Raw genomic sequence first — 18,235 nt, 5'->3', positions numbered from 1 at the left:
ATGGCGGGCGCTTGCACCATCGTGCGCCTCGGGCTGGCGGCGGCAATCGCCGCCGGCCTCGTCACGCCGTCCCGGGCGGAGCGGATCGCGGTCGGCCTCGGGGACACCTCCCAGGACATCGTCGACCTGGCGGTGGACGGGGACACCGTGGTGTTCAGGCCCGGCGAACACCGCGGCCCCATCCGGATCGCCCGCAAGCTGACCGTAGAAGGCGAGCCCGGTGCGGTCGTGGTCGGGCCGGGCAAGGGAAGCGTCGTGACCGTCTCGGCTCCCGGTGCCATCGTGCGCGGACTGACCGTCCGCGGCTCGGGCCGGGACCTGGAGAAGATGGATTCCGGCATCTTCATCGAGAAGAGCGCCGCGGGTGCCATCGCTGAGAACAACCGTGTCGAGGGCAATCTCTACGGCATCTACATCCATGGCGCGCCCGAGGCGATCGTGCGCCACAACGAGGTCGTCGGCATCCAGACCGGGCGCATGAACGAGGCCGGGAACGGCGTCTCTGTCTGGGATGCGCCCGGCGCCAAGGTCCTGAACAACAGCTTCCGATACGGGCGCGACGGTATCTTCTCCATCGCCAGCCGCAGGAACGTGTTCTCGGGGAACCGCTTCCGCAACCTGCGCTTTGCCGTCCACTACATGTACACCAACGACGGCGAGGTCACGGACAACGTGTCGACCAACAACACCGTCGGCTACGCGATTATGTATTCGCACCGCCTGACGATCCGCGGCAACGTGTCGGACGGCGACCGCGACCGCGGCTTCCTGTTCAACTTCGCCAACGGCTCGCAGATTTCCGGCAACGCGGTCGTCGGGCGCATCCAGTCCGCCGAGCGCTGGACCAGGTCGGGCCTCGGGGGCAACGAGGCGCGCGAGCACGGCCTGCCTGCGGACAATGAGTCCAGGCAGACGCTCGGGGCGGGTGATCGCATCGGCCCGGAGAAATGCGTGTTCATCTACAACACCAACAAGAACCGTTTCCGCGACAACTGGTTCGAGGGCTGCGAGATCGGCATCCACTTCACCGCCGGATCCGAGGGCAACGAGATCGCGGGCAATGCCTTCATCCGGAACCAGAACCAGGTGAAGTACGTCGGCACGCGTTATCTCGACTGGTCCAAGGACGGGCGCGGCAACTACTGGAGCGACAACCCGGCCTTCGACCTGAACGGCGACGGCCTCGGCGACGGCGCCTACCGCCCGAACGATCTCGTCGACCGCGTGCTCTGGACCGCGCCGCAGGCCAAGGTGCTGATGAACAGCCCGGCCGTGCAGGTGATCCGCTGGGCGCAGGCGCAGTTCCCGGCCCTGCTGCCGGGCGGCGTGGTCGACAGCCATCCGCTCATGGCACCGCCCGCACGCCCTCAGCCCGCCGAAGGAGCAAGACCATGACCGGGACGGTCGAGATCAGGAACGTCGTCAAGCGCTTCGGCAAGGTCGAGGCAGTCCGTGACGTCTCCTTCAGCCTGCCCGAAGGCGAGACGGTGGCGCTCGTCGGCCACAACGGCGCCGGCAAGACCACGCTGATGAAGCTCATGCTGGGCCTGATCCGGCCGACCGGCGGCCACATCACGGTGCTGGGCGACGATCCGGCCGCGGGCGAGTTCGCAGCACGGCGCAGGCTGGGCTACCTGCCGGAGAACGTGTCCTTCAACGCCGCGCTGACGGGCCATGAGACGCTGGCGTTCTATGCCCGCCTCAAGCGCGAGCCCGCGAAGTCGGTTGCACCGCTCCTTGAGCGCGTCGGCCTCACCCACGCCGCCAATCGGCGCGTCGGCACCTACTCCAAGGGCATGCGCCAGCGCCTCGGACTCGCGCAGGCGCTGCTGGGAGAACCGCGTGTGCTCCTGCTCGACGAGCCGACCACGGGCCTCGACCCGGCCCTGCGCCTCAGCTTCTACGAGATCGTCGAGGAGCTGCGCGGGCGCGGAGCGACGCTCCTGCTGTCCTCGCACGCCCTGACCGAGCTGGAGGAACGCGCCGGACGCGTGATCATCATGAACCGCGGCATCAAGGTCGCGGACGGCACCCTCGACGAGCTGCGCCGCATCGCGCGCCTGCCGACCCGCATCCGCCTGAAGGTGACCGATGCCGGGCTGGCCAACGTGCCGAACTGGCTCGGTCCGGTCGACGGCTGGCGCCGGATCAACGGCCACATGGTCGAGATCGACGCCGCGCCGGAGCGCAAGATCGAGGTGCTCCGGCGCGCCACCGACGAGGGCGCTCCGGTCGAGGATCTCGACGTGGTCCCGCCGACCCTCGACGAGCTCTACGCCCACTTCCTTCTGTCGCAGGAGACCGCGCGATGAGAAACATCCTGATCGTCGCGCGCAAGGAGATCCAGGAGGGCCTGCGCAACCGCTGGGTCTTGGCCACGACCCTGTTGCTGGCGGCGCTTGCCCTCTCGCTCACCTTCCTTGGCAGCGCCCCGACCGGCAACGTCGGCGTGCGCGCCCTCGACGTGGTGATCGTGAGTCTCTCTAGCCTCACCATCTTCCTGTTGCCGCTGATCGCGCTGCTGATCTCGCACGACGCCATCGTCGGCGAGATGGAGCGCGGCACCATGCTGCTGCTCCTGAGTTACCCGGTGGCGCGCTGGCAGGTGCTGCTCGGCAAGTTCGTGGGCCACCTGTCGATCCTCGCCTTCGCGACGCTGCTCGGCTACGGCGCCGCCGCGGGCGCATTGGCCGCAACCGGTGAAGCCATCGACCGGGAGAGCTGGACGGCGTTCGCCTCGATGATCGGCTCCTCGATCCTGCTCGGGGCCGCATTCATCGCCGTGGGCTACCTCGTCAGCGCGCTGGTGCGCGAGCGCGGCACCGCCGCCGGCATCGCCGTCGGCATCTGGCTCGTGTTCGTCCTGATCTACGACATGGCCCTGCTCGGGCTGCTCGTGGTCGACCAGGGACAGGTCCTCTCGGGCGGACTGCTGAATGCCCTGCTCCTGCTCAACCCGACCGATGCCTACCGCCTGTTCAACCTGACCGGATCCGGCAACGTGAGCGCGTTCTCCGGCATGGCCGGGGTCGCCCAGACCATGACCCTGGGCCCGTCCGTCCTGCTCGCGGCACTGGCCGCCTGGGCCCTCCTGCCGCTCGGGCTGGCGGCGCTCGCCTTCTCCAGGAGAGAACTATGAGAAAGACCATCCTCCTCACCGCCTTCGCGGCTGCTCTCGCCCTGTCCGGATGCAAGGACGACAGGACCGCCGAGGCTCCGCCGCCCCCGCAGGGTATGACGGACGCGGCCATCGGCCATTACTGCGGCATGAACGTGCTCGAGCACACCGGGCCGAAGGGGCAGATCATCCTGGCGAGCCGCAAGGATCCGGTCTGGTTCTCGTCCGCCCGGGACGCGATCTCGTTCACCCTGCTGCCGGAGGAGCCGAAGGACATCCGCGCGATCTACGTCTCCGACATGGCCAAGGCGCCGAGCTGGGACAAGCCCGGCGCGAACAACTGGGTCGATGCGAAACAGGCCTCGTTCGTGATCGGCAGCCGGAGGCAGGGCGGCATGGGCGGCGACGAGGCGGTGCCGTTCTCCGACCGGAGCGCCGCTGAGAAATTCGTGGCCGAGAACGGCGGCCGGGTCGTGGCCTTCGCCGAGGTGCCGAAGGACTACGTCCTGGGTGCCACGGCCGAGATGACGGGCGCGGTCGAGGAAAAGCCGAGTCCGGCCGAGCAACAGCACGATCATGCCGCTCCCGCTGCGGCGAAGGACGGTCACGCCCACTAGGGAGCCAGCCATGTTCCATCACCTCTCGCGCCGACGCTTCATCGGGGTCACCGCGGCCGCGGCGGGCTTGAGCCTCATGCCGTTCGGACGCGCGGCAAGGGCTGAGGCACACCTGGTCACGTGGCGCGGCCAGGCGATGGGCGCCGTGGCGAGCCTGCAAGTGCACCATCACGACCGCGCCGCCGCCGAGGCCCTGGTCGAGCGCTCGCTTGCCGAGGTTCGGCGTCTCGAGCGAGTGTTCAGCCTTTACCGGGAGGACTCCGACCTGACGGCGCTGAACCGTCTGGGCGTCCTGGTCGCCCCACCCGCGGAGTTGGTCGAAGTTCTTGGCGAATGCCGCCGCTGCTGGGAGCTCACCGGGGGTGCCTTCGACCCGACGGTGCAGGCGCTATGGGTCCTCTACCGGGACCACTTCTCCAGGTCCGGTGCGGACCCGCAAGGGCCTACGGAGCATGAACTCCGTCATGCGTTGGAGCGGGTGGGCTTCGGCCTGGTGACCTTCGATGCCAACCGGATCGCCCTGCCCCGGCGCGGCATGGGCCTAACGCTGAACGGCATCGCCCAGGGCTACGTCACCGACCGGGTCGTCGATATCCTGCGCGAAGGCGGCATCGCGAGCAGCCTCGTCGACATGGGCGAGCCGCGGGCCATGGGCCCCAACCCCTCAGGCGAGCCATGGCGCGTCGGTATCGCCGACCCTGACCGTCCCGGGGAGATCGGCGAGACATTGAACGTGATCGACCGGGCCGTAGCCACCTCGGGCGGCTACGGCTTCCGCTTCGATCCGGCCGGCCGCTTCAATCACCTGCTCGATCCGCACACGGGCGCCTCGGCCCGCCTGTACCGCAGCGTGACCACCGTGATGCCGAGTGCGACGGCGGCCGATGCCCTGTCGACGGCCTTCAGCCTGATGCCCGTCGCGGCGGTCGCCCGAACACTCCGGCAACTCGGGGAGGGGCAGGTCCGCCTGACGTCGGAGACGGGGGAGGCCATCGCCCTTCAGTCATGAGCCTCGCAAACCCGTCCACCCAGGAGCCACACACGTGACGGATCATCGATCGACAACCGAACGGCAGGAGATCCCGATCCTGCCCGCAACCTGCAAGGAGACCTTGATGCGTACAGTCCTGATCATTCCCCTCCTCCTCGCCCTGAGCCCATCACTCGCCCAGGCCCAGGATGCCGCGGCCGGGGAGAAGACCTTCGCCCAGTGCCGCGCCTGCCACCAGATCGGGCCGACCGCCAAGAACGCCGTCGGTCCCGTGCTCAACGGCATCATCGGCCGCAAGGCGGGCACGGTGGAGGGCTACAACTACTCGCCCGCCAACAAGAACTCCGGCATCACCTGGGACGAGGCGACGTTTTCCGAGTACATCAAGGATCCCAAGGCCAAGGTGCCAGGCACCAAGATGGTCTATGCCGGCCTCAAGGACGAGCAGCGCATCAAGGACCTGCTCGCCTACCTCAAGCAGTTCGATGCCGCGGGCCAGAAGACCTCCGCCCTCCCGGGAGAACGTCAACTCGCGTTCCGATGAACTCGGCGGAGGCACGACTGGTCGGCCTGTCATGCCGTATGGGAATCCACGGACGGTCATCCTTGGCCCGGTCCCCTCCCCATTGCCTAAGGGGTTTTCCTGAATTGGGACGGCGCAAGTCCCGGTCCATGCTCCTCGCAGGGGCAAAGTCTTGCCACGTGGAGGTCGGGCATGCCGGAGCGCATGACACCGGAGCAGTACGGTTGACGTCGCGTCGACGGTTGCCAGTTAAACAAGCTTAAGCAATCGGGTTCGGGGTCCTGGCTTGAATGCGTCACGGCCATGAAGAGGGATCGGCATGGTTCAGCAGCTAACCACAGGCGAGCGCCAGAACGCCCTGGTGATCCTCCTTTGCGTCTTCGTTGCCGGCCTGGCCATGGCCGCAGCCGGCGGCTTGGATCCGCTCGGCGTGCACGGGGTCATCGTCCTGCTCTTCGGCGGGGGACTCGGCGCGCTCGTCATGCGCTCGTACTACGAGCCCGAGCCGACCCAGGATCGCCTCTCGCATTACTATGACGATCCGATCAAGGCCGGCATCGCCCTGACGCTGGCCTGGGCTGTCTTCGGCATGTTCATGGGGGTCTGGACCGCGGCCCAGTTGGCTTGGCCGGACCTCGCCTTCGACGCCGGGTGGTCGACCTTCGGGCGCCTGCGCCCGACGCACACGACCGGCGTGATCTTCGGCTTCGGCGGCAACGCCCTCATCGCCACCTCTTTCCACGTCGTGCAGCGCACCTCCCGCGCCCGACTGGCCGGGCAGATCAGCCCGTGGTTCGTGCTGCTCGGTTTCAACCTCTTCTGCATCCTCGCCGTCACCGGCTACTTCATCGGCGTGACCCAGTCGAAGGAGTACGCGGAGGCGGAATGGTACGCCGACCTGTGGCTGGTGGTCGTGTGGGTCACCTTCTTCGTGCTCTTCCTGCGCACGCTCGCCCGGCGCAAGGAGCCGCACATCTACGTCGCCAACTGGTACTTCATGGCGTTCATCGTCGTGGTGGCGATCCTCCACATCGTCAACAACCTCGCCCTCCCGGTCTCGTTCGGCCAGGCCAAAAGCTACACGATCTGGGCCGGCGTGCAGGATGCCATGGTGCAGTGGTGGTACGGCCACAACGCGGTGGCGTTCTTCCTCACCGCAGGCTTCCTCGGCATGCTGTACTACTATCTGCCCGTCCGAGCGCAGCGCCCGATCTTCTCCTACCGGCTCTCGATCCTCAGCTTCTGGGGCATCACGTTCTTCTACATGTGGGCCGGATCCCATCACCTGCACTACACGGCGCTGCCGCATTGGGTGCAGAACCTCGGCATGACGTTCTCGGTGATGCTGCTCGTCCCCTCCTGGGCCTCGGCCGGCAACGCGCTGCTCACCCTCAACGGCGCCTGGCAGAAGGTCAGGGATGACGCGACCCTGCGCTTTATCTTCGTAGCGGTAGTCTTCTACGGGCTGTCGACCTTCGAGGGCTCCTTCCTGGCGATCCGGCCGGTCAACGCGCTCTCCCACTACACCGATTGGACCGTCGGCCACGTCCATGCGGGGGCGCTCGGCTGGGTCGCGTTCATCACCTTCGGCTCGATCTACACCCTGGTGCCCTCGCTGTGGAAGCGCGAGCGGATGTACTCGCCGGCCTTGGTCGAGGTGCACTTCTGGCTCGCCGTCGCAGGCACCCTCATCTACGTGTTCGCCATGTGGAATTCCGGCATCCTCCAGGGGCTGATGTGGCGCACCTACACGCCGGAGGGCACGCTCGCCTATTCGTTCCTCGACTCGCTCGTCGCCATGTATCCGTACTACATCGCGCGCGCCTTCGGCGGGCTGCTCTTCCTGCTCGGCGCCATGGTCGCCGCCTTCAACATCTGGATGACCGTGCGTGCGGTGCCCGTCTCCGCCGAGAGGCAGGCGGACGTACCGGACACCGGGCTCGCCCCCGGCGCCGCGGCAACCCCGGCGGAGTGACCCCCATGCCCGAACTGTTCCACCGCAAGTTAGAGCGCACCGCCATCGGTTTCGTGATCGCGATCATCGCCGCCGCCAGCGTCGGCGGCCTCGTCGAGATCGCGCCGCTGTTCACCATCCACGAGACCGTTGAGGATGCGCCCGACCTGCGCCTCTACACGCCGTTGGAGCTGGCGGGCCGCAACATCTATGTCCGCGAGGGCTGCTACGCCTGCCACAGCCAGATGATCCGCACCCTGCGCGACGAGGTCGAACGCTACGGCCCCTACTCGCTGGCGGTGGAGTCCAAGTACGACCGCCCGATGCTGTGGGGCTCGAAGCGCACCGGTCCCGATCTCGCCCGCATCGGCGGCAAGTACTCCGACTTCTGGCACGTCGCCCACCTCACCAATCCGCGCGACGTGGTGCCGGAATCCAACATGCCGGCTTACAGCTTCCTCGCCCGGACCGCGCTCGAGACGAATGACCTCGGGCGGCACCTCGAGGCGCAACGCGCGCTTGGGGTGCCGTACACCGACGCGATGATCGCCAACGCCGCCGGCGACGCCTTCGGGCAGGCGGCGCCCGACAGCCCCTTCGCGGCGGGCGTAACCGAACGCTACGGCGAGAAGACGCAGGTCAGCGCCTTCGACGGCGTGGCCACGCAGCTCACCGAGATGGACGCACTGGTAGCCTATCTTCAGGTGCTCGGACAGCTCACCGATGCCGCCTTCGCCAATACGGCCGCGCCGCAACAGGCGCCCAATCCGAGCAATTGACGACGAGCGGACAGGAGGACGGTTCATGAACATCGACCACGACACCCTCGTCGGCTTCGCCAAGAGCTGGGGGCTGTTCTACCTGATCGCCTTCAGCATCTGCGTGGTCATCTACGCGTGGGGGCCGTCCCCGGGTCTGGGTTCCCCCGACGCCAAGCGGAACATTCTCGATGGGGACGACCGGCCATGGCAGTAGAGGAACGCGATCCCGTCAGCGGTCAGAAGACCACCGGGCACGAATGGAACGGCATCAAGGAACTCGATACGGCCGTTCCGCTCGGCGTGCTGATCTTCATCGTCGTCACGCACGTGTGGGCCTTGCTCTGGTGGATCCTGATGCCGACTTGGCCGCTGATCACGACCTACACCAAGGGCATCCTGGGCACCGACCAGCGCCAGATCGTCGAGCGGGATCTGGTCGCCGCCCAGGCCCAGCGCGCCGCCTGGATGAAGGCCATCGAGACGGGAAGCTTCGAGGACATCCAGGCCAACGAGGACCTGATGAGGGTCGTCCGGTCGTCGGGCCGCCAGCTCTTCGGCGACAACTGCGCCGCCTGCCACGGGGCGGACGGGAAAGGCCGCGCCAACTATCCCGACCTGACGGACGACGACTGGCTCTGGGGCGGCGAGGTGGAGAAGATCGCCGAGACCATGCGGATCGGCATCAACTCGCGCCACCAGAACACCCGGGTCGCGCAGATGCCGGCCTTCGGGCGCGACGCGATGCTCGACCGGACCCAGGTCACGAACGTGGCGACCTACGTGCAATCGCTGTCCAATCCGGCGGTGACCACGCCGCAGAACGTCCCCCAGGTCCAGGCCGGACGGGAGGTCTTCCTCACGACCTGCGCGGCCTGCCACGGCGAGGACGGCAAGGGCAACCGCGAGGTCGGCGCCCCCAACCTGACCGACCCCTTCTGGGTCTACGGCGGCGACCTCCAGACCCTGATCAACACGATCCATGGGGGGCGGCAGGGGCACATGCCGACCTGGGACGAGCGCCTGACCCCAGCGGAGATCAAGATCCTGTCCCTGTACGTCAACTCCATGGGAAGAGTGAAGCCATGACGGGCGCTGGCGTGACAAGGCGGTCCAAGTGGCCTTTCCTGGCGTGGGGCCTGGCAGCGGCCGTGCTGCTCGTCGTGGCCGCCGCCAATGCCCACCTCGTCTACGTTGCGATGGCATCCCAGCCCGAGTGCGTCGCCCACCTGAAGGAGGCCGGGTCGAGGGCGGGCGAGTTCCGGGCGGCGAAGCCCGCCTGCTGAGAAGGATCGACCGATGCATGACTTCGGGGATGACAGATGAGCGAAGCGGATAAGTCCTACGGCCTGCTGAGCGAGGTTTCCACGATCGAGGAGACGCGCAACCCGGCGCGGCAGCGCCACCTGCCGGCACAGGCCGCGCTCGACTGGCTGCGGGCTGGCTGGCGTGACCTGCTGGTCCGGCCGGGCCTCAGCATCGCCTACGGGGTCGCGGTCTTCGCCATCACGCTCATCCTCGTCTGGACGCTGATTGCCTCGGGACGGGATTACATCCTGTTCCCCGCCATTGCCGGATACATGATCGTCGCGCCGATTCTGGCCATCGGCCTCTACGAGAAGAGCCGCGCCCTGGAAGCCGGTGAGCATCCGACCCTTCGCACCATGCTGCTCGTGCGGCCGAGGGCCGGGGCGCAGATCTTCTTCACCGGGCTGCTGCTCTGCCTTCTCATGCTGCTCTGGAACCGGGCTGCGGTCCTGGTGTACGCTCTGTTCTTCGGCGTCCGGCCCTTCCCGGGCCTCGACGGGGTCGTCGCCATGCTGCTCACGACGCCGGTCGGCTGGGCGATGCTCATTGTCGGAACACTCATTGGCGGTCTGTTCGCGGCTTTCGCCTTTGCGATCAGCGTGTTCTCGATCCCGATGCTGCTCGATCGGCGCACGGATGCGCTGACGGCGATGGGCACGAGCATGGCGATGGTGTGGAACAACCTCACGCCGATGATCGCCTGGGGCGCCATCGTGCTCGCCCTGTTCGTCCTCAGCGCCGTGACGGGCTTCCTCGGCTTCATCGTCATCTTCCCGCTGCTGGGCCATGCCACGTGGCATGCCTATCGGGCGATGCGCTGATGTCCTGTTGCGCGCCCGTCGACGTCCAGGCTGCGCTCGGGGTTCAGTCGCAGTCCGGCACTGCGGCGGACGAGATCCGGCTCGCCAGCCGCGACCTCGGCGACGGCACGCGCCAGACGGACCTCTCGGTGCCGGGCGTCAGGTGTGCCGCCTGCATCGCGGCGGTCGAGCGGACGCTCGCGAAGCTGCCCGGGGTCGAGAGGGCGCGGGTCAACCTGTCCACGAAGCGCGTCGCGGTCGCGTGGCGCACCGCGGACGGAGTACCGCCCGACCTGATCGGCGCCCTGCGCGGCATCGGCTACGAGTCCCACCTGTTCACGATGGATCAGGACGCGAAGGATCCGGAGCTGGCGCGCCTCGTCAAGGCGCTCGCGGTGGCGGGCTTCTGCTCCATGAACATCATGATGCTGTCGCTGGCGGTGTGGTCGGGGGCCGATGCCGGGTCCCGGCAGGCCTTCCACCTCATCTCCGCGCTGCTCGCCCTGCCGGCCCTCGTCTATTCCGGCCAGGTCTTCTACGCCTCGGCCTGGTCGGCGTTGCGCCATGGCCGCACCAACATGGACGTGCCGATATCCATCGGCGTGACGCTCGCCTTCGCGCTCAGCGTCTATGACACGCTCCACAACGCGCCGCATGCCTACTTCGACGCGGCGACGTCCCTGCTGTTCTTCCTCCTCATCGGCCGCACCCTCGACCACGTGATGCGCGAGCGGGCGCGCTCCGCCGTGGCGGGCCTGGCGCGGCTTGCCCCGCGTGGCGCCACGGTCCTCCGGGACGGGCGGCCGCTCTACGTGCCCGTGTCGGAGATCGAGCCCGGCGCAACGGTGCTCGTCGCGGCAGGCGAGCGAGTTCCGGTCGACGGCGTGGTCGAACAGGGAGCATCAGAACTCGACTGCTCGATGATCTCCGGGGAGTCGGCGCCGCGACCGGTGGCTGCCGGAGACGAGGTCCAGGCGGGGGTGATGAACCTCATGGGCGCGCTGACGGTCCGGGCGGCGGCACGGGCAGAGGATTCCTTCCTGGCGGAAATGGTCCGGATGATGGAGGCGGCCGAGGGCGGGCGGACCCGCTACCGCCGGCTGGCCGACCGCGCCGCCGCGCTCTACTCGCCCGTGGTCCACGCGATGGCCCTGCTGTCCTTCCTGGGTTGGCTGTACCTCACCGGGGATTGGCACGTGTCCGTCACCATCGCCATCGCGGTGCTGATCATCACCTGTCCCTGCGCCCTGGGGCTGGCGGTGCCCATCGTGCAAGTCGTGGCCGCGCGCCGCCTGTTCGAACGGGGGATCATGGTCAAGGACGGCTCCGCCCTGGAGCGCATGGCCGAGATCGACGGCGTGGCCTTCGACAAGACCGGCACCCTGACGCTCGGCCGTCCCTCCCTCGCCAATGCGGAGGAGATCCCGCCGTCGGCGATGGGGATCGCGCTCGGGATGACCATCGGTTCCCGCCATCCGGCTGCGAGGGCGATCGCGGAGGCCGCCGCCCAAGGCGCGGGCCGGACCATGGCGTTCGAGCGCATCGAGGAGATGCCCGGCCTGGGACTCGAGGCCGTCCGGGACGGGGACAGGTATCGGCTCGGGCGACCGGAATGGGCGCTTGAGGGACGGAATCCCGACGACGGACTCGCCGCGTCCGTGTCCTGCTTGGCGAGGAATGGCGACTTGCTGGCGACATTCGTCCTGAAGGACAGCATCCGTCCCGACGCACGGGAGTCCGTGGATGACCTGGTGCGCCAGCGACTGGCGGTGGAGGTCCTGTCGGGGGACCGGGAGCCGGTGGTCAGGAGTCTGGCATTGAATCTCGGTATCCATGACTTCAAGGCGGAACTCCTGCCCGCTGGGAAAGTGGCTGGGATCACGGCCCGCGGGAAGCAGGGCCGAAAGGTCCTGATGGTTGGGGACGGGCTGAACGATGCGCCTGCGCTGTCGGCCGCCCACGTGTCCATGGCGCCCGCCACGGCGGCGGACATCGGCCGCAACGCCGCCGACTTCGTGTTCCTGAACGAAAGTCTTTCCGCCGTCGTCGCCGCCCTCGGGATGGCGCGCCGGTCCAGGACGCTGATCTTCCAGAACTTCGCTCTCGCGGTCGGCTACAATGCCCTGGCGGTGCCCGTGGCGATGCTGGGATACGTGACGCCCCTCGTCGCGGCCGTCGCCATGTCGCTGTCCTCGATCGTCGTGGTCGCCAATGCCCTGAGGCTTCCGTCCAGCCCGAACGGCGCCGTGAGTCCCGGGGCACCAGGGAGGAACTGATGGGTTCCATGTGGTGGCTGATCCTGATCGGACTGGGCATGGCATGTGCCGGATTGGCCGCGTTCCTGTGGTCCCTCCGCAATGGGCAATACGACGATCTGGATGGGGCGGCGGAACGGGTGCTCCTCGAAGAGGATCCGGGTGGCAAAGGCCAAGCCCGTCAGGAAGGGTGATGTTCCTCGCATTGCCGGGCCGCGGCTGAGGGGTCGCGCGCAGCCCCTGTCAGGCGAGCTTGAGGATCACGGCCACCAGCGTCATGCCGAGTGCCGCGAGACTCGGCACCAGCACGGCCGCCCCCGAAGCCAGGGCGAGTATCGCCACCCAGTGAAACGGCTTGGCAACGAAGCGAGGCACGATCCGCTCATCCTTTCCCGATGACACCCAACGGATTCCAGACCGCTTCCGTTCCAGCGGCGACCCCAGGCAGTCCGATGCCTCCGGCCCAAAGGGCACGGAAGCCGGGAGTGCCGGCGCTGGCGCTGGCCGGCAGACCAGGGAGAGCAGCCTACCGCGCTCGCAGGATCCTTGCACGCCTACGGGAAAGTCCTGAGCCGGACGGCGGTGGCTGCTTGATGCAGATCAACGGCTGCCTGTTGCGGATGGCGTAAGGTTGCCATCGTCACAACACAGGCTTCACCATGCCCACGATCACGGGACCGGTCCTCGTCGTCGACGACGACGGCGCCGTCAGGCAGTCGCTGAAGTTCTCCCTAGAGCAGGAAGGCTTCGAGGTGCGCCTCTACGAGGATGGCGCCCAGCTCCTCGCAGACGGAGTGTTGCCTCCGGTCGGCTGCCTTGTCATCGACCTCACCATGCCTGGAATGGACGGTATCGCCCTCTTGGACAGGCTGCGCGAACGTCATGTTGTGCTCCCCGCGATCCTGATCACCACGCCGGGTTCCCCGTGCCTGCGCGAGCGTGCCCTGCGGGCGGGCTTCCGGCTGGTGCTCGAGAAGCCCTTGGAAGACGGCGCCCTGCTCGAGGGCATCACCAGCGCCATAAGCCGCTGACCCATGTTCACCAACCCATAGGAGCTGCATCATGCTGACCGCCAATGATGTCATGACGACGGAGGTCGTCACCGTTTCGCCCGAGACCCCGGTGCCGGATGTCGCCCGGCTCCTCCACGAACGCGGCATCAGCGGCGTGCCCGTCGTCGACACAGACGGCAAGGTAGTCGGCATCGTGAGCGAGGGCGACCTGATCGGCCATGCCGGCACTATCGGCGAGCAGCGCCGCTCCTGGTGGCTGCGGCTGCTCACGGGCGAGGATGCCCTGGCGCGCGATTATGCCAAGACCCATGCCCGTTCCGTCCGGGACGTCATGACCACCCGGGTGATCAGCGTGCCGGATACCGCGTCCCTCGCGGACATCGCCCGCCGGATGGAGAAGCACGGGATCAAGCGCGTGCCCGTGGTGCGCGATGGACGGCTCATTGGCATCGTTTCGCGCGGCAACCTGCTCCAGGCCTTGGCCGCCACGGACATATCGAAGGACGTGAGCGCCGACGACCGCACGATCCGGGAACGGCTCATCGCCGACCTGAGGGCACAGCCGTGGGCTTCTATGCTGACCAAAAACATCGTCGTCGAGAACGGTGCCGTCCACCTGTTCGGCTTCGTGCGCAGCGAGGAGGAGCGCCGCGCCCTGCGGATCGCTGCCGAGAACGTGCCCGGCGTGACCAAGGTGGAGGATCACCTCATGCGCCGGGAACCGGGCGGCATCTAAGGCAGCGCCCACCGACCGTGACGCTCGGATTCGCATCCAGAACGACGCGGATGCGCTGGGGAAAAGAGGCATCTTCCGAAACCCGTCGCCATGGGTGCGGGTTGACCTCGGCCGATCATCGCAAGGGACGATGCACCTCGATGGTTAGGGCCGGGCGCGCTGCCGTAGCCTCACGCGGGTTCGGTAACGATTGTCTGGTGGGGACGGCGTGCAGCAAGGGGAGGCCGGCATGATGACGATGCCCGCGATCGTGGCGGACGAGCTTGGCAAGCATCTCGCCGATGACTTCCGACGGCTGTTCGGCTCCGCGCACCGGGACGAGGCCGAGCGGCTCGACGGCGTTGCACGCGTTGCCCTCGAATGCCTCGGCAAGAGCGACGCCCTCTACCACAATGTGGAGCACACCTTCCTGGTCACCCAGGTAGGGCGGGACATCCTGCGTGGCCGCATGCTGACCGAGCGCCTCGAGCCGGAGGACTACTCGCACCTGATCGTCGCCTGCCTGCTGCACGACATCGGCTATGTCCGCGGCATCCTGAAAGGTGACGGCAAGGACAGGTTCGTCGTCGATGCGGAAGGCCGAACCGTCACCCTGGAGCGCGGCGCGTCGGATGCGGCACTCACCCGCCACCATGTCGACCGTTCCAAGCTCTTCGTCATGGAGCGGTTCGGAGCCTCGCCGACGCTGGACGCCGAGCGGGTGGCGCGGGCGATCGAGTTTACCCGCTTCCCGGCATGCCAGCCCTCCGACGAGGCCCCGGAGGATCGGGAAGGGCATCTGGTCCAGGCCGCGGACCTGATCGGCCAACTCGGCGATCCACTGTACCTGAAGAAGGCGAATGCACTGTTTTACGAGTTCGAGGAGATCGGCCTCAACCGCCAGCTCGGCTACGCCTCCCCCGCTGACTTGGTGGAGCGGTTTCCCGACTTCTACTGGACCAGTGTCTCGCCGCACCTGGAGGAGGCCATCGGCTACCTGAACGTGACAGCGGCGGGCCGGCAGTGGATCGCTAACCTGCACGGCCACGTGTTCTGCGCCGAGCACGCCTTCGCCCTCATGGGGCCGCAGCATTAGAGCCTCGGAATTCCGCCGCTCCTGCCGCAGGCTCCTGCGGCAGGGTCCCGTCTGCGATCAGGCACTGCCAGACGGGCCCATCAACCGATGATGGCGGCTCCAGGGGCGCCCACGCGTGATCCGAGGAGGTTCGAGGGTGGAGGCTGACGTTCAGGGACGGCCGCCTTCCAGGGCATCCCGCCAGGCGGCAACCATGATCACCTGTGAGATCACGGTCCGCAGCATCATCGCGGCAATGGTGCGGGTCGCGTAGGCTCCTCCCTGGAGAATGTGAAACCCGAGGGCGCCAAAGGCCGCGACGGTGGCCAGTGCGATCACGCTGGCAGACCAAACCGCCCATGCCCTCCGCGCCAGCAGCCCAGCTCCGGTGACGACGCACGCGAAGCCGGCCGCGAGGTCGAGCCAAAACAGGAGGGAGGCCGCGGTCTCTTCACCTGTCGTCCGGCCCACGAGCAAGGACATCCCGCCGGAGAGGACTGTCAGGAGGCCGGCAGCGATCGCCAGTCCGGCGGCAACGTGCGTTCGCAATCCTCCGGCAGGATCCTCGGCCATCATTGGCGTCCGGCGGATCAGGCCGTGCCCGACGCCCGCACGCGGTTCAGGAAAGCGGCATTCGGGCAGAAGGGCGGCGGCGCGTCGGCACCCCCGCCCTCGAGCCAGCGTCCGCATTCGGTCGCGTTCGGGCAGGTCAGGCATCGCCGGCAGGCGGCGGCGAAGCCACCCTCGAACCGCTCCCGGGCCGTCGCGCCGGGTTCCGCACGGACCCTCTCCATCATCCGGCCGAACAGGCCGGCCTGCCGCTCCACCCATCGGCTTCTCGGCCATGACCGCGTACGCGGCGTTCTCCTTCCGGCCGTTCCCGATCCCATGGACGGTCCCTCCGATTGGAACACTGGCGGACAGGAGGCCCTATCTCCCGGCGGCATTCCTTGCTCCAGGACAAAGAGCGGCACGACTGCCGGGAGCGGGAGGGATGTAATCCACAACATTCGTGAATTCGTCCTCACCTGCATCGGCTGACGACGCAGCTATGGGCCATCGGCCCTCACGAATCCCTAAATGACTCCCGCCCCGACAAGTGTCGCCCTCTGACCCGCTTCCTCCCGGATCGTTTCGAGGCATCTGCCCAGGGCAATGGAGGCGCGGACATCCACATACCCCCAGCCGTCGTGGGCATGCGGGACAGGCAGACCGTGTTGGGTCAGCCCAAGGTCATCAAGAGACGTTGCGGGGGCACAGGTGGAATTTCCCAAAGGCCGCTTGTGGAGTGCAGTTGGCACTGATGCCTGGGTTGCGGATCTGAACAGGCTAGCCGATGAGGCGTTATCCTCCATCGCCGGCATGGGTTCCAGGCTCCGGCGACCGAGAGATGCGTGCGCTCCCGCCTGTAGCAGAAGGGGAGCGTCTGATGCACCGCTTCTATTTCGACATTCACGACGGCGAACGCTTCACCCGCGACGAGGTGGGAAGCCTGTGCCAGGGCCGCAAGGCAATGCGCGATGCCGCCATCAAGGTGCTGCCGGACATCGCCCGGGATGAACTGCCCGATGGAGACCGGCGCGACTTTATGGTGGAGGTCAGGAATGAGGACGGGCATTATCTGTTCCGGGCGACCTTGTCGTTGGCGGCTGAATGGCTCGATCATCAGGATGGGTAAGCCGAGGGCTGATCCTCATTCCCGGCCATGCGGCCACGATGCTCATCGGCGCTCGGTCCGGCTTTCACTCAAGCTGGCCCGGCAGACAGTGGAGGAGACGAAACGCGTGATCGAGGAGTCCCGCAAGCTGTTGGATCGTCCGACATACCCGTATCCTTCGAAACGGAGGGATCGGGACTGAAGAGACTGCATCATGGACGTCGAGAAAGATCCCCTGATCAGGCGCGCTGAGGTCGTCTTGGCGGAAACCACGCAACTTCGGGAGGCTCATCAACGGTTCCGGGCGCAGGTCGAGCAGCAAATCCAATTGATGGAGCAGATTGAGGCGGAGCTCGACCCGCTGTTGCCGCACCCGTATTGGGAGCTGCGGGAAGTCAGGGCACTGCTCGCGCGGGAAGCGCCGTCATTCCCCATGCGCCGGGCGCCTGCTTGAACAGGGCGTACCGGTCCGTCAGCTCGGCCCTGAGGGCATCACCCGCCCGAGCCTCGCTGCCCGTCTTAGAGCGATGTGACATGGATGAGTTGATCGCCCTCGTCCGTGACCGCCACAGTCCAGCAGCAGGCAACCTTGCTTTCATGCAGCAGACCGCCGTGGAGCTCCGCCGCCACCTTGTCGGCCGCGCCCTGGGCTGTTGTCGGATCGGGCAGATCCACCCCTTCCTCATCCCAGATGAACCGGTCCTTGGAGCGCAGGTGGAAATAGTAGCGGGGCATCGGCATCCCCTATGGCTCATGGGGCGGAGCGCCGGGGCGGTTGGAGCTACAACCTCGAGGAGCCCCTCTTGTTCGATGATGAGGCGAGGTTTCGAGCGGACGGGTGAATCGGCCTCCGGTCCTGTGGGACATCACGATCGGAGGAACGACATGAAACGGGCCCTGTCGATGAACGACGGGCCCGTGGTGACCCGCAGGTCACACGTCACTGACGGTGTTCCGGATGATCCGGTCAAAAGGCTCAAGTTGTGAAGCTGAGACAAGCGCCTCTCGACGGGAAGGTGTGGGAGGCGGTCGCAGCCCAGGCGGAATGTCGATCTTGGCCTCCCTTTCAGCCCAAGCCGCGGCGGGTACGCGGTTCAGGCGGGTCATGTGAGCGGGGCGGCTTGAGGAACCCACGGTGAAAGCTATCCCGTTCCAAAGGTCAGCCTGCTCCGGCCCTGACGGGTCTGCCCTAACTCATGTGAAACAGAGCCGCAGAAAGTGACGAGCCAACCAAGGAAAAGTCCGCACAGGGTCGATGCTGTTGAAAAAGTCCGCAACTGCCGTTTTTCGTGTCGGCAACATACAGGATGTTGAGTCTCACCTGGCACACGGACGCCAGTAATAGACCGACCAAGCAGTGCTCGGGAGTTTTTCAACGAAATCTGCCATTTCCAGACCTTCAGCGGTTGGCAATTTCCAAGCCTAGGCGGCTCGTTGAGACCTGATGAGTG

General features: G+C 67.1%; 23 protein-coding genes. 19 read left to right on the top strand and 4 right to left on the bottom strand.

The annotated features are described in order from the left end of the window. From NF876_RS23340 to ccoS, 14 genes are all read left to right on the top strand, one after another. On the top strand, window positions 1–1,395 hold the full coding sequence (locus tag NF876_RS23340) for a nitrous oxide reductase family maturation protein NosD (protein WP_262266310.1): 1,395 nt from the start codon (window positions 1–3) through the stop codon (window positions 1,393–1,395). Beyond that, window positions 1,392–2,312 carry an ABC transporter ATP-binding protein gene (locus NF876_RS23335; RefSeq protein WP_262266311.1) on the top strand — a complete coding sequence of 307 codons (921 nt, stop codon included), beginning with the start codon at window positions 1,392–1,394 and terminating at the stop codon, window positions 2,310–2,312. Before NF876_RS23340 ends, NF876_RS23335 begins: the two co-directional genes overlap by 4 nt. Continuing rightward, the gene (locus NF876_RS23330; protein WP_262266312.1) at window positions 2,309–3,139 is read left to right on the top strand and encodes an ABC transporter permease; all 831 of its coding nucleotides are present in this window, start codon (window positions 2,309–2,311) and stop codon (window positions 3,137–3,139) included. Before NF876_RS23335 ends, NF876_RS23330 begins: the two co-directional genes overlap by 4 nt. After that, the gene (locus tag NF876_RS23325) at window positions 3,136–3,735 is read left to right on the top strand and encodes a nitrous oxide reductase accessory protein NosL (RefSeq protein WP_262266313.1); all 600 of its coding nucleotides are present in this window, start codon (window positions 3,136–3,138) and stop codon (window positions 3,733–3,735) included. The genes NF876_RS23330 and NF876_RS23325 overlap by 4 nt, the downstream gene beginning before the upstream one ends. Before the next feature lie 10 nt (window positions 3,736–3,745). Beyond that, window positions 3,746–4,744, top strand: coding sequence for an FAD:protein FMN transferase (locus NF876_RS23320; RefSeq protein ID WP_262266314.1), 999 nt, complete (start codon window positions 3,746–3,748; stop codon window positions 4,742–4,744). A gap of 106 nt (window positions 4,745–4,850) precedes the next feature. Beyond that, a complete protein-coding gene (locus NF876_RS23315) occupies window positions 4,851–5,270 on the top strand; it encodes a c-type cytochrome (protein WP_262266315.1) in 420 nt (139 codons plus the stop codon). Window positions 5,271–5,568: 298 nt separating this feature from the next. Continuing rightward, complete coding sequence (ccoN, locus tag NF876_RS23310) at window positions 5,569–7,224, top strand: cytochrome-c oxidase, cbb3-type subunit I (protein ID WP_262266316.1); 1,656 nt, start codon at window positions 5,569–5,571, stop codon at window positions 7,222–7,224. A 5-nt stretch (window positions 7,225–7,229) separates the two neighbouring features. After that, window positions 7,230–7,982 (top strand): cytochrome-c oxidase, cbb3-type subunit II, encoded by a 753-nt coding sequence (gene ccoO / locus NF876_RS23305; RefSeq protein ID WP_262266317.1) that lies wholly within the window; start codon window positions 7,230–7,232, stop codon window positions 7,980–7,982. A gap of 25 nt (window positions 7,983–8,007) precedes the next feature. Beyond that, window positions 8,008–8,178 (top strand): cbb3-type cytochrome c oxidase subunit 3, encoded by a 171-nt coding sequence (locus tag NF876_RS23300; protein WP_262270904.1) that lies wholly within the window; start codon window positions 8,008–8,010, stop codon window positions 8,176–8,178. Continuing rightward, complete coding sequence (gene ccoP / locus NF876_RS23295; protein ID WP_262266319.1) at window positions 8,169–9,050, top strand: cytochrome-c oxidase, cbb3-type subunit III; 882 nt, start codon at window positions 8,169–8,171, stop codon at window positions 9,048–9,050. Before NF876_RS23300 ends, ccoP begins: the two co-directional genes overlap by 10 nt. Beyond that, the gene (locus NF876_RS23290; protein ID WP_262266320.1) at window positions 9,047–9,247 is read left to right on the top strand and encodes a hypothetical protein; all 201 of its coding nucleotides are present in this window, start codon (window positions 9,047–9,049) and stop codon (window positions 9,245–9,247) included. Before ccoP ends, NF876_RS23290 begins: the two co-directional genes overlap by 4 nt. A 36-nt stretch (window positions 9,248–9,283) precedes the next feature. Beyond that, the gene (locus NF876_RS23285; protein WP_262266321.1) at window positions 9,284–10,090 is read left to right on the top strand and encodes a DUF2189 domain-containing protein; all 807 of its coding nucleotides are present in this window, start codon (window positions 9,284–9,286) and stop codon (window positions 10,088–10,090) included. Further along, entirely contained in the window at window positions 10,090–12,345 is a 2,256-nt protein-coding gene (locus NF876_RS23280; protein ID WP_262266322.1) for a heavy metal translocating P-type ATPase, read from the top strand. The genes NF876_RS23285 and NF876_RS23280 overlap by 1 nt, the downstream gene beginning before the upstream one ends. Further along, window positions 12,345–12,518 carry a cbb3-type cytochrome oxidase assembly protein CcoS gene (gene ccoS, locus NF876_RS23275; RefSeq protein ID WP_262266323.1) on the top strand — a complete coding sequence of 58 codons (174 nt, stop codon included), beginning with the start codon at window positions 12,345–12,347 and terminating at the stop codon, window positions 12,516–12,518. The genes NF876_RS23280 and ccoS overlap by 1 nt, the downstream gene beginning before the upstream one ends. A gap of 49 nt (window positions 12,519–12,567) precedes the next feature. Here ccoS and NF876_RS23270 read toward each other — a convergent pair whose 3' ends face one another. Beyond that, window positions 12,568–12,699: a hypothetical protein gene (locus tag NF876_RS23270; RefSeq protein ID WP_262266324.1), complete on the bottom strand. Its 132-nt coding sequence runs from the start codon at window positions 12,697–12,699 to the stop codon at window positions 12,568–12,570. 284 nt (window positions 12,700–12,983) lie between these two features. Between NF876_RS23270 and NF876_RS23265 the strand changes: the two genes are divergently transcribed. The 3 genes from NF876_RS23265 (at window position 12,984) to NF876_RS23255 (ending at window position 15,148) form a co-directional block, all read left to right on the top strand. Continuing rightward, on the top strand, window positions 12,984–13,355 hold the full coding sequence (locus NF876_RS23265; protein WP_262266325.1) for a response regulator transcription factor: 372 nt from the start codon (window positions 12,984–12,986) through the stop codon (window positions 13,353–13,355). A gap of 31 nt (window positions 13,356–13,386) precedes the next feature. Beyond that, window positions 13,387–14,073 carry a CBS domain-containing protein gene (locus tag NF876_RS23260; RefSeq protein ID WP_262266326.1) on the top strand — a complete coding sequence of 229 codons (687 nt, stop codon included), beginning with the start codon at window positions 13,387–13,389 and terminating at the stop codon, window positions 14,071–14,073. A 229-nt stretch (window positions 14,074–14,302) separates the two neighbouring features. After that, a complete protein-coding gene (locus tag NF876_RS23255; RefSeq protein WP_262266327.1) occupies window positions 14,303–15,148 on the top strand; it encodes an HD domain-containing protein in 846 nt (281 codons plus the stop codon). Window positions 15,149–15,298: 150 nt separating this feature from the next. On the opposite strand, the gene NF876_RS23250 is transcribed toward NF876_RS23255, so the two are convergent. Further along, window positions 15,299–15,700 (bottom strand): hypothetical protein, encoded by a 402-nt coding sequence (locus tag NF876_RS23250; RefSeq protein WP_262266328.1) that lies wholly within the window; start codon window positions 15,698–15,700, stop codon window positions 15,299–15,301. 17 nt (window positions 15,701–15,717) lie between these two features. Continuing rightward, complete coding sequence (locus NF876_RS23245) at window positions 15,718–16,017, bottom strand: DUF6455 family protein (protein WP_262266329.1); 300 nt, start codon at window positions 16,015–16,017, stop codon at window positions 15,718–15,720. A 539-nt stretch (window positions 16,018–16,556) separates the two neighbouring features. Here NF876_RS23245 and NF876_RS23240 point away from each other — a divergent pair. Together NF876_RS23240 and NF876_RS23235 are read left to right on the top strand one after the other, a co-directional pair. After that, window positions 16,557–16,805: a DUF6894 family protein gene (locus NF876_RS23240; protein WP_262266330.1), complete on the top strand. Its 249-nt coding sequence runs from the start codon at window positions 16,557–16,559 to the stop codon at window positions 16,803–16,805. A gap of 193 nt (window positions 16,806–16,998) precedes the next feature. Next, the gene (locus NF876_RS23235) at window positions 16,999–17,238 is read left to right on the top strand and encodes a hypothetical protein (RefSeq protein ID WP_262266331.1); all 240 of its coding nucleotides are present in this window, start codon (window positions 16,999–17,001) and stop codon (window positions 17,236–17,238) included. A 65-nt stretch (window positions 17,239–17,303) separates the two neighbouring features. On the opposite strand, the gene NF876_RS23230 is transcribed toward NF876_RS23235, so the two are convergent. Beyond that, window positions 17,304–17,519: a DUF6894 family protein gene (locus tag NF876_RS23230; RefSeq protein WP_262266332.1), complete on the bottom strand. Its 216-nt coding sequence runs from the start codon at window positions 17,517–17,519 to the stop codon at window positions 17,304–17,306. Window positions 17,520–18,235 lie beyond the last annotated feature (716 nt).

This window comes from Microvirga yunnanensis (assembly GCF_025460875.1).
The sequence above is the reverse complement of the archived record's forward strand: the minus strand, read 5'-3'. Positions and strand labels throughout refer to the sequence as shown.

Bases quoted from the DNA above. Each gene is read 5' to 3' on its own strand.
- NF876_RS23340 (WP_262266310.1), top strand. From the start codon at position 1: ATGGCGGGCGCTTGCACCATCGTGCGCCTCGGGCTGGCGGCGGCAATC.
- NF876_RS23335 (WP_262266311.1), top strand. From the start codon at position 1,392: ATGACCGGGACGGTCGAGATCAGGAACGTCGTCAAGCGCTTCGGCAAG.
- NF876_RS23330 (WP_262266312.1), top strand. From the start codon at position 2,309: ATGAGAAACATCCTGATCGTCGCGCGCAAGGAGATCCAGGAGGGCCTG.
- NF876_RS23325 (WP_262266313.1), top strand. From the start codon at position 3,136: ATGAGAAAGACCATCCTCCTCACCGCCTTCGCGGCTGCTCTCGCCCTG.
- NF876_RS23320 (WP_262266314.1), top strand. From the start codon at position 3,746: ATGTTCCATCACCTCTCGCGCCGACGCTTCATCGGGGTCACCGCGGCC.
- NF876_RS23315 (WP_262266315.1), top strand. From the start codon at position 4,851: ATGCGTACAGTCCTGATCATTCCCCTCCTCCTCGCCCTGAGCCCATCA.
- ccoN (WP_262266316.1), top strand. From the start codon at position 5,569: ATGGTTCAGCAGCTAACCACAGGCGAGCGCCAGAACGCCCTGGTGATC.
- ccoO (WP_262266317.1), top strand. From the start codon at position 7,230: ATGCCCGAACTGTTCCACCGCAAGTTAGAGCGCACCGCCATCGGTTTC.
- NF876_RS23300 (WP_262270904.1), top strand. From the start codon at position 8,008: ATGAACATCGACCACGACACCCTCGTCGGCTTCGCCAAGAGCTGGGGG.
- ccoP (WP_262266319.1), top strand. From the start codon at position 8,169: ATGGCAGTAGAGGAACGCGATCCCGTCAGCGGTCAGAAGACCACCGGG.
- NF876_RS23290 (WP_262266320.1), top strand. From the start codon at position 9,047: ATGACGGGCGCTGGCGTGACAAGGCGGTCCAAGTGGCCTTTCCTGGCG.
- NF876_RS23285 (WP_262266321.1), top strand. From the start codon at position 9,284: ATGAGCGAAGCGGATAAGTCCTACGGCCTGCTGAGCGAGGTTTCCACG.
- NF876_RS23280 (WP_262266322.1), top strand. From the start codon at position 10,090: ATGTCCTGTTGCGCGCCCGTCGACGTCCAGGCTGCGCTCGGGGTTCAG.
- ccoS (WP_262266323.1), top strand. From the start codon at position 12,345: ATGGGTTCCATGTGGTGGCTGATCCTGATCGGACTGGGCATGGCATGT.
- NF876_RS23265 (WP_262266325.1), top strand. From the start codon at position 12,984: ATGCCCACGATCACGGGACCGGTCCTCGTCGTCGACGACGACGGCGCC.
- NF876_RS23260 (WP_262266326.1), top strand. From the start codon at position 13,387: ATGCTGACCGCCAATGATGTCATGACGACGGAGGTCGTCACCGTTTCG.
- NF876_RS23255 (WP_262266327.1), top strand. From the start codon at position 14,303: ATGATGACGATGCCCGCGATCGTGGCGGACGAGCTTGGCAAGCATCTC.
- NF876_RS23250 (WP_262266328.1), bottom strand. From the start codon at position 15,700: ATGGCCGAGGATCCTGCCGGAGGATTGCGAACGCACGTTGCCGCCGGA.
- NF876_RS23245 (WP_262266329.1), bottom strand. From the start codon at position 16,017: ATGGGATCGGGAACGGCCGGAAGGAGAACGCCGCGTACGCGGTCATGG.
- NF876_RS23240 (WP_262266330.1), top strand. From the start codon at position 16,557: ATGCACCGCTTCTATTTCGACATTCACGACGGCGAACGCTTCACCCGC.
- NF876_RS23235 (WP_262266331.1), top strand. From the start codon at position 16,999: ATGGACGTCGAGAAAGATCCCCTGATCAGGCGCGCTGAGGTCGTCTTG.
- NF876_RS23230 (WP_262266332.1), bottom strand. From the start codon at position 17,519: ATGCCCCGCTACTATTTCCACCTGCGCTCCAAGGACCGGTTCATCTGG.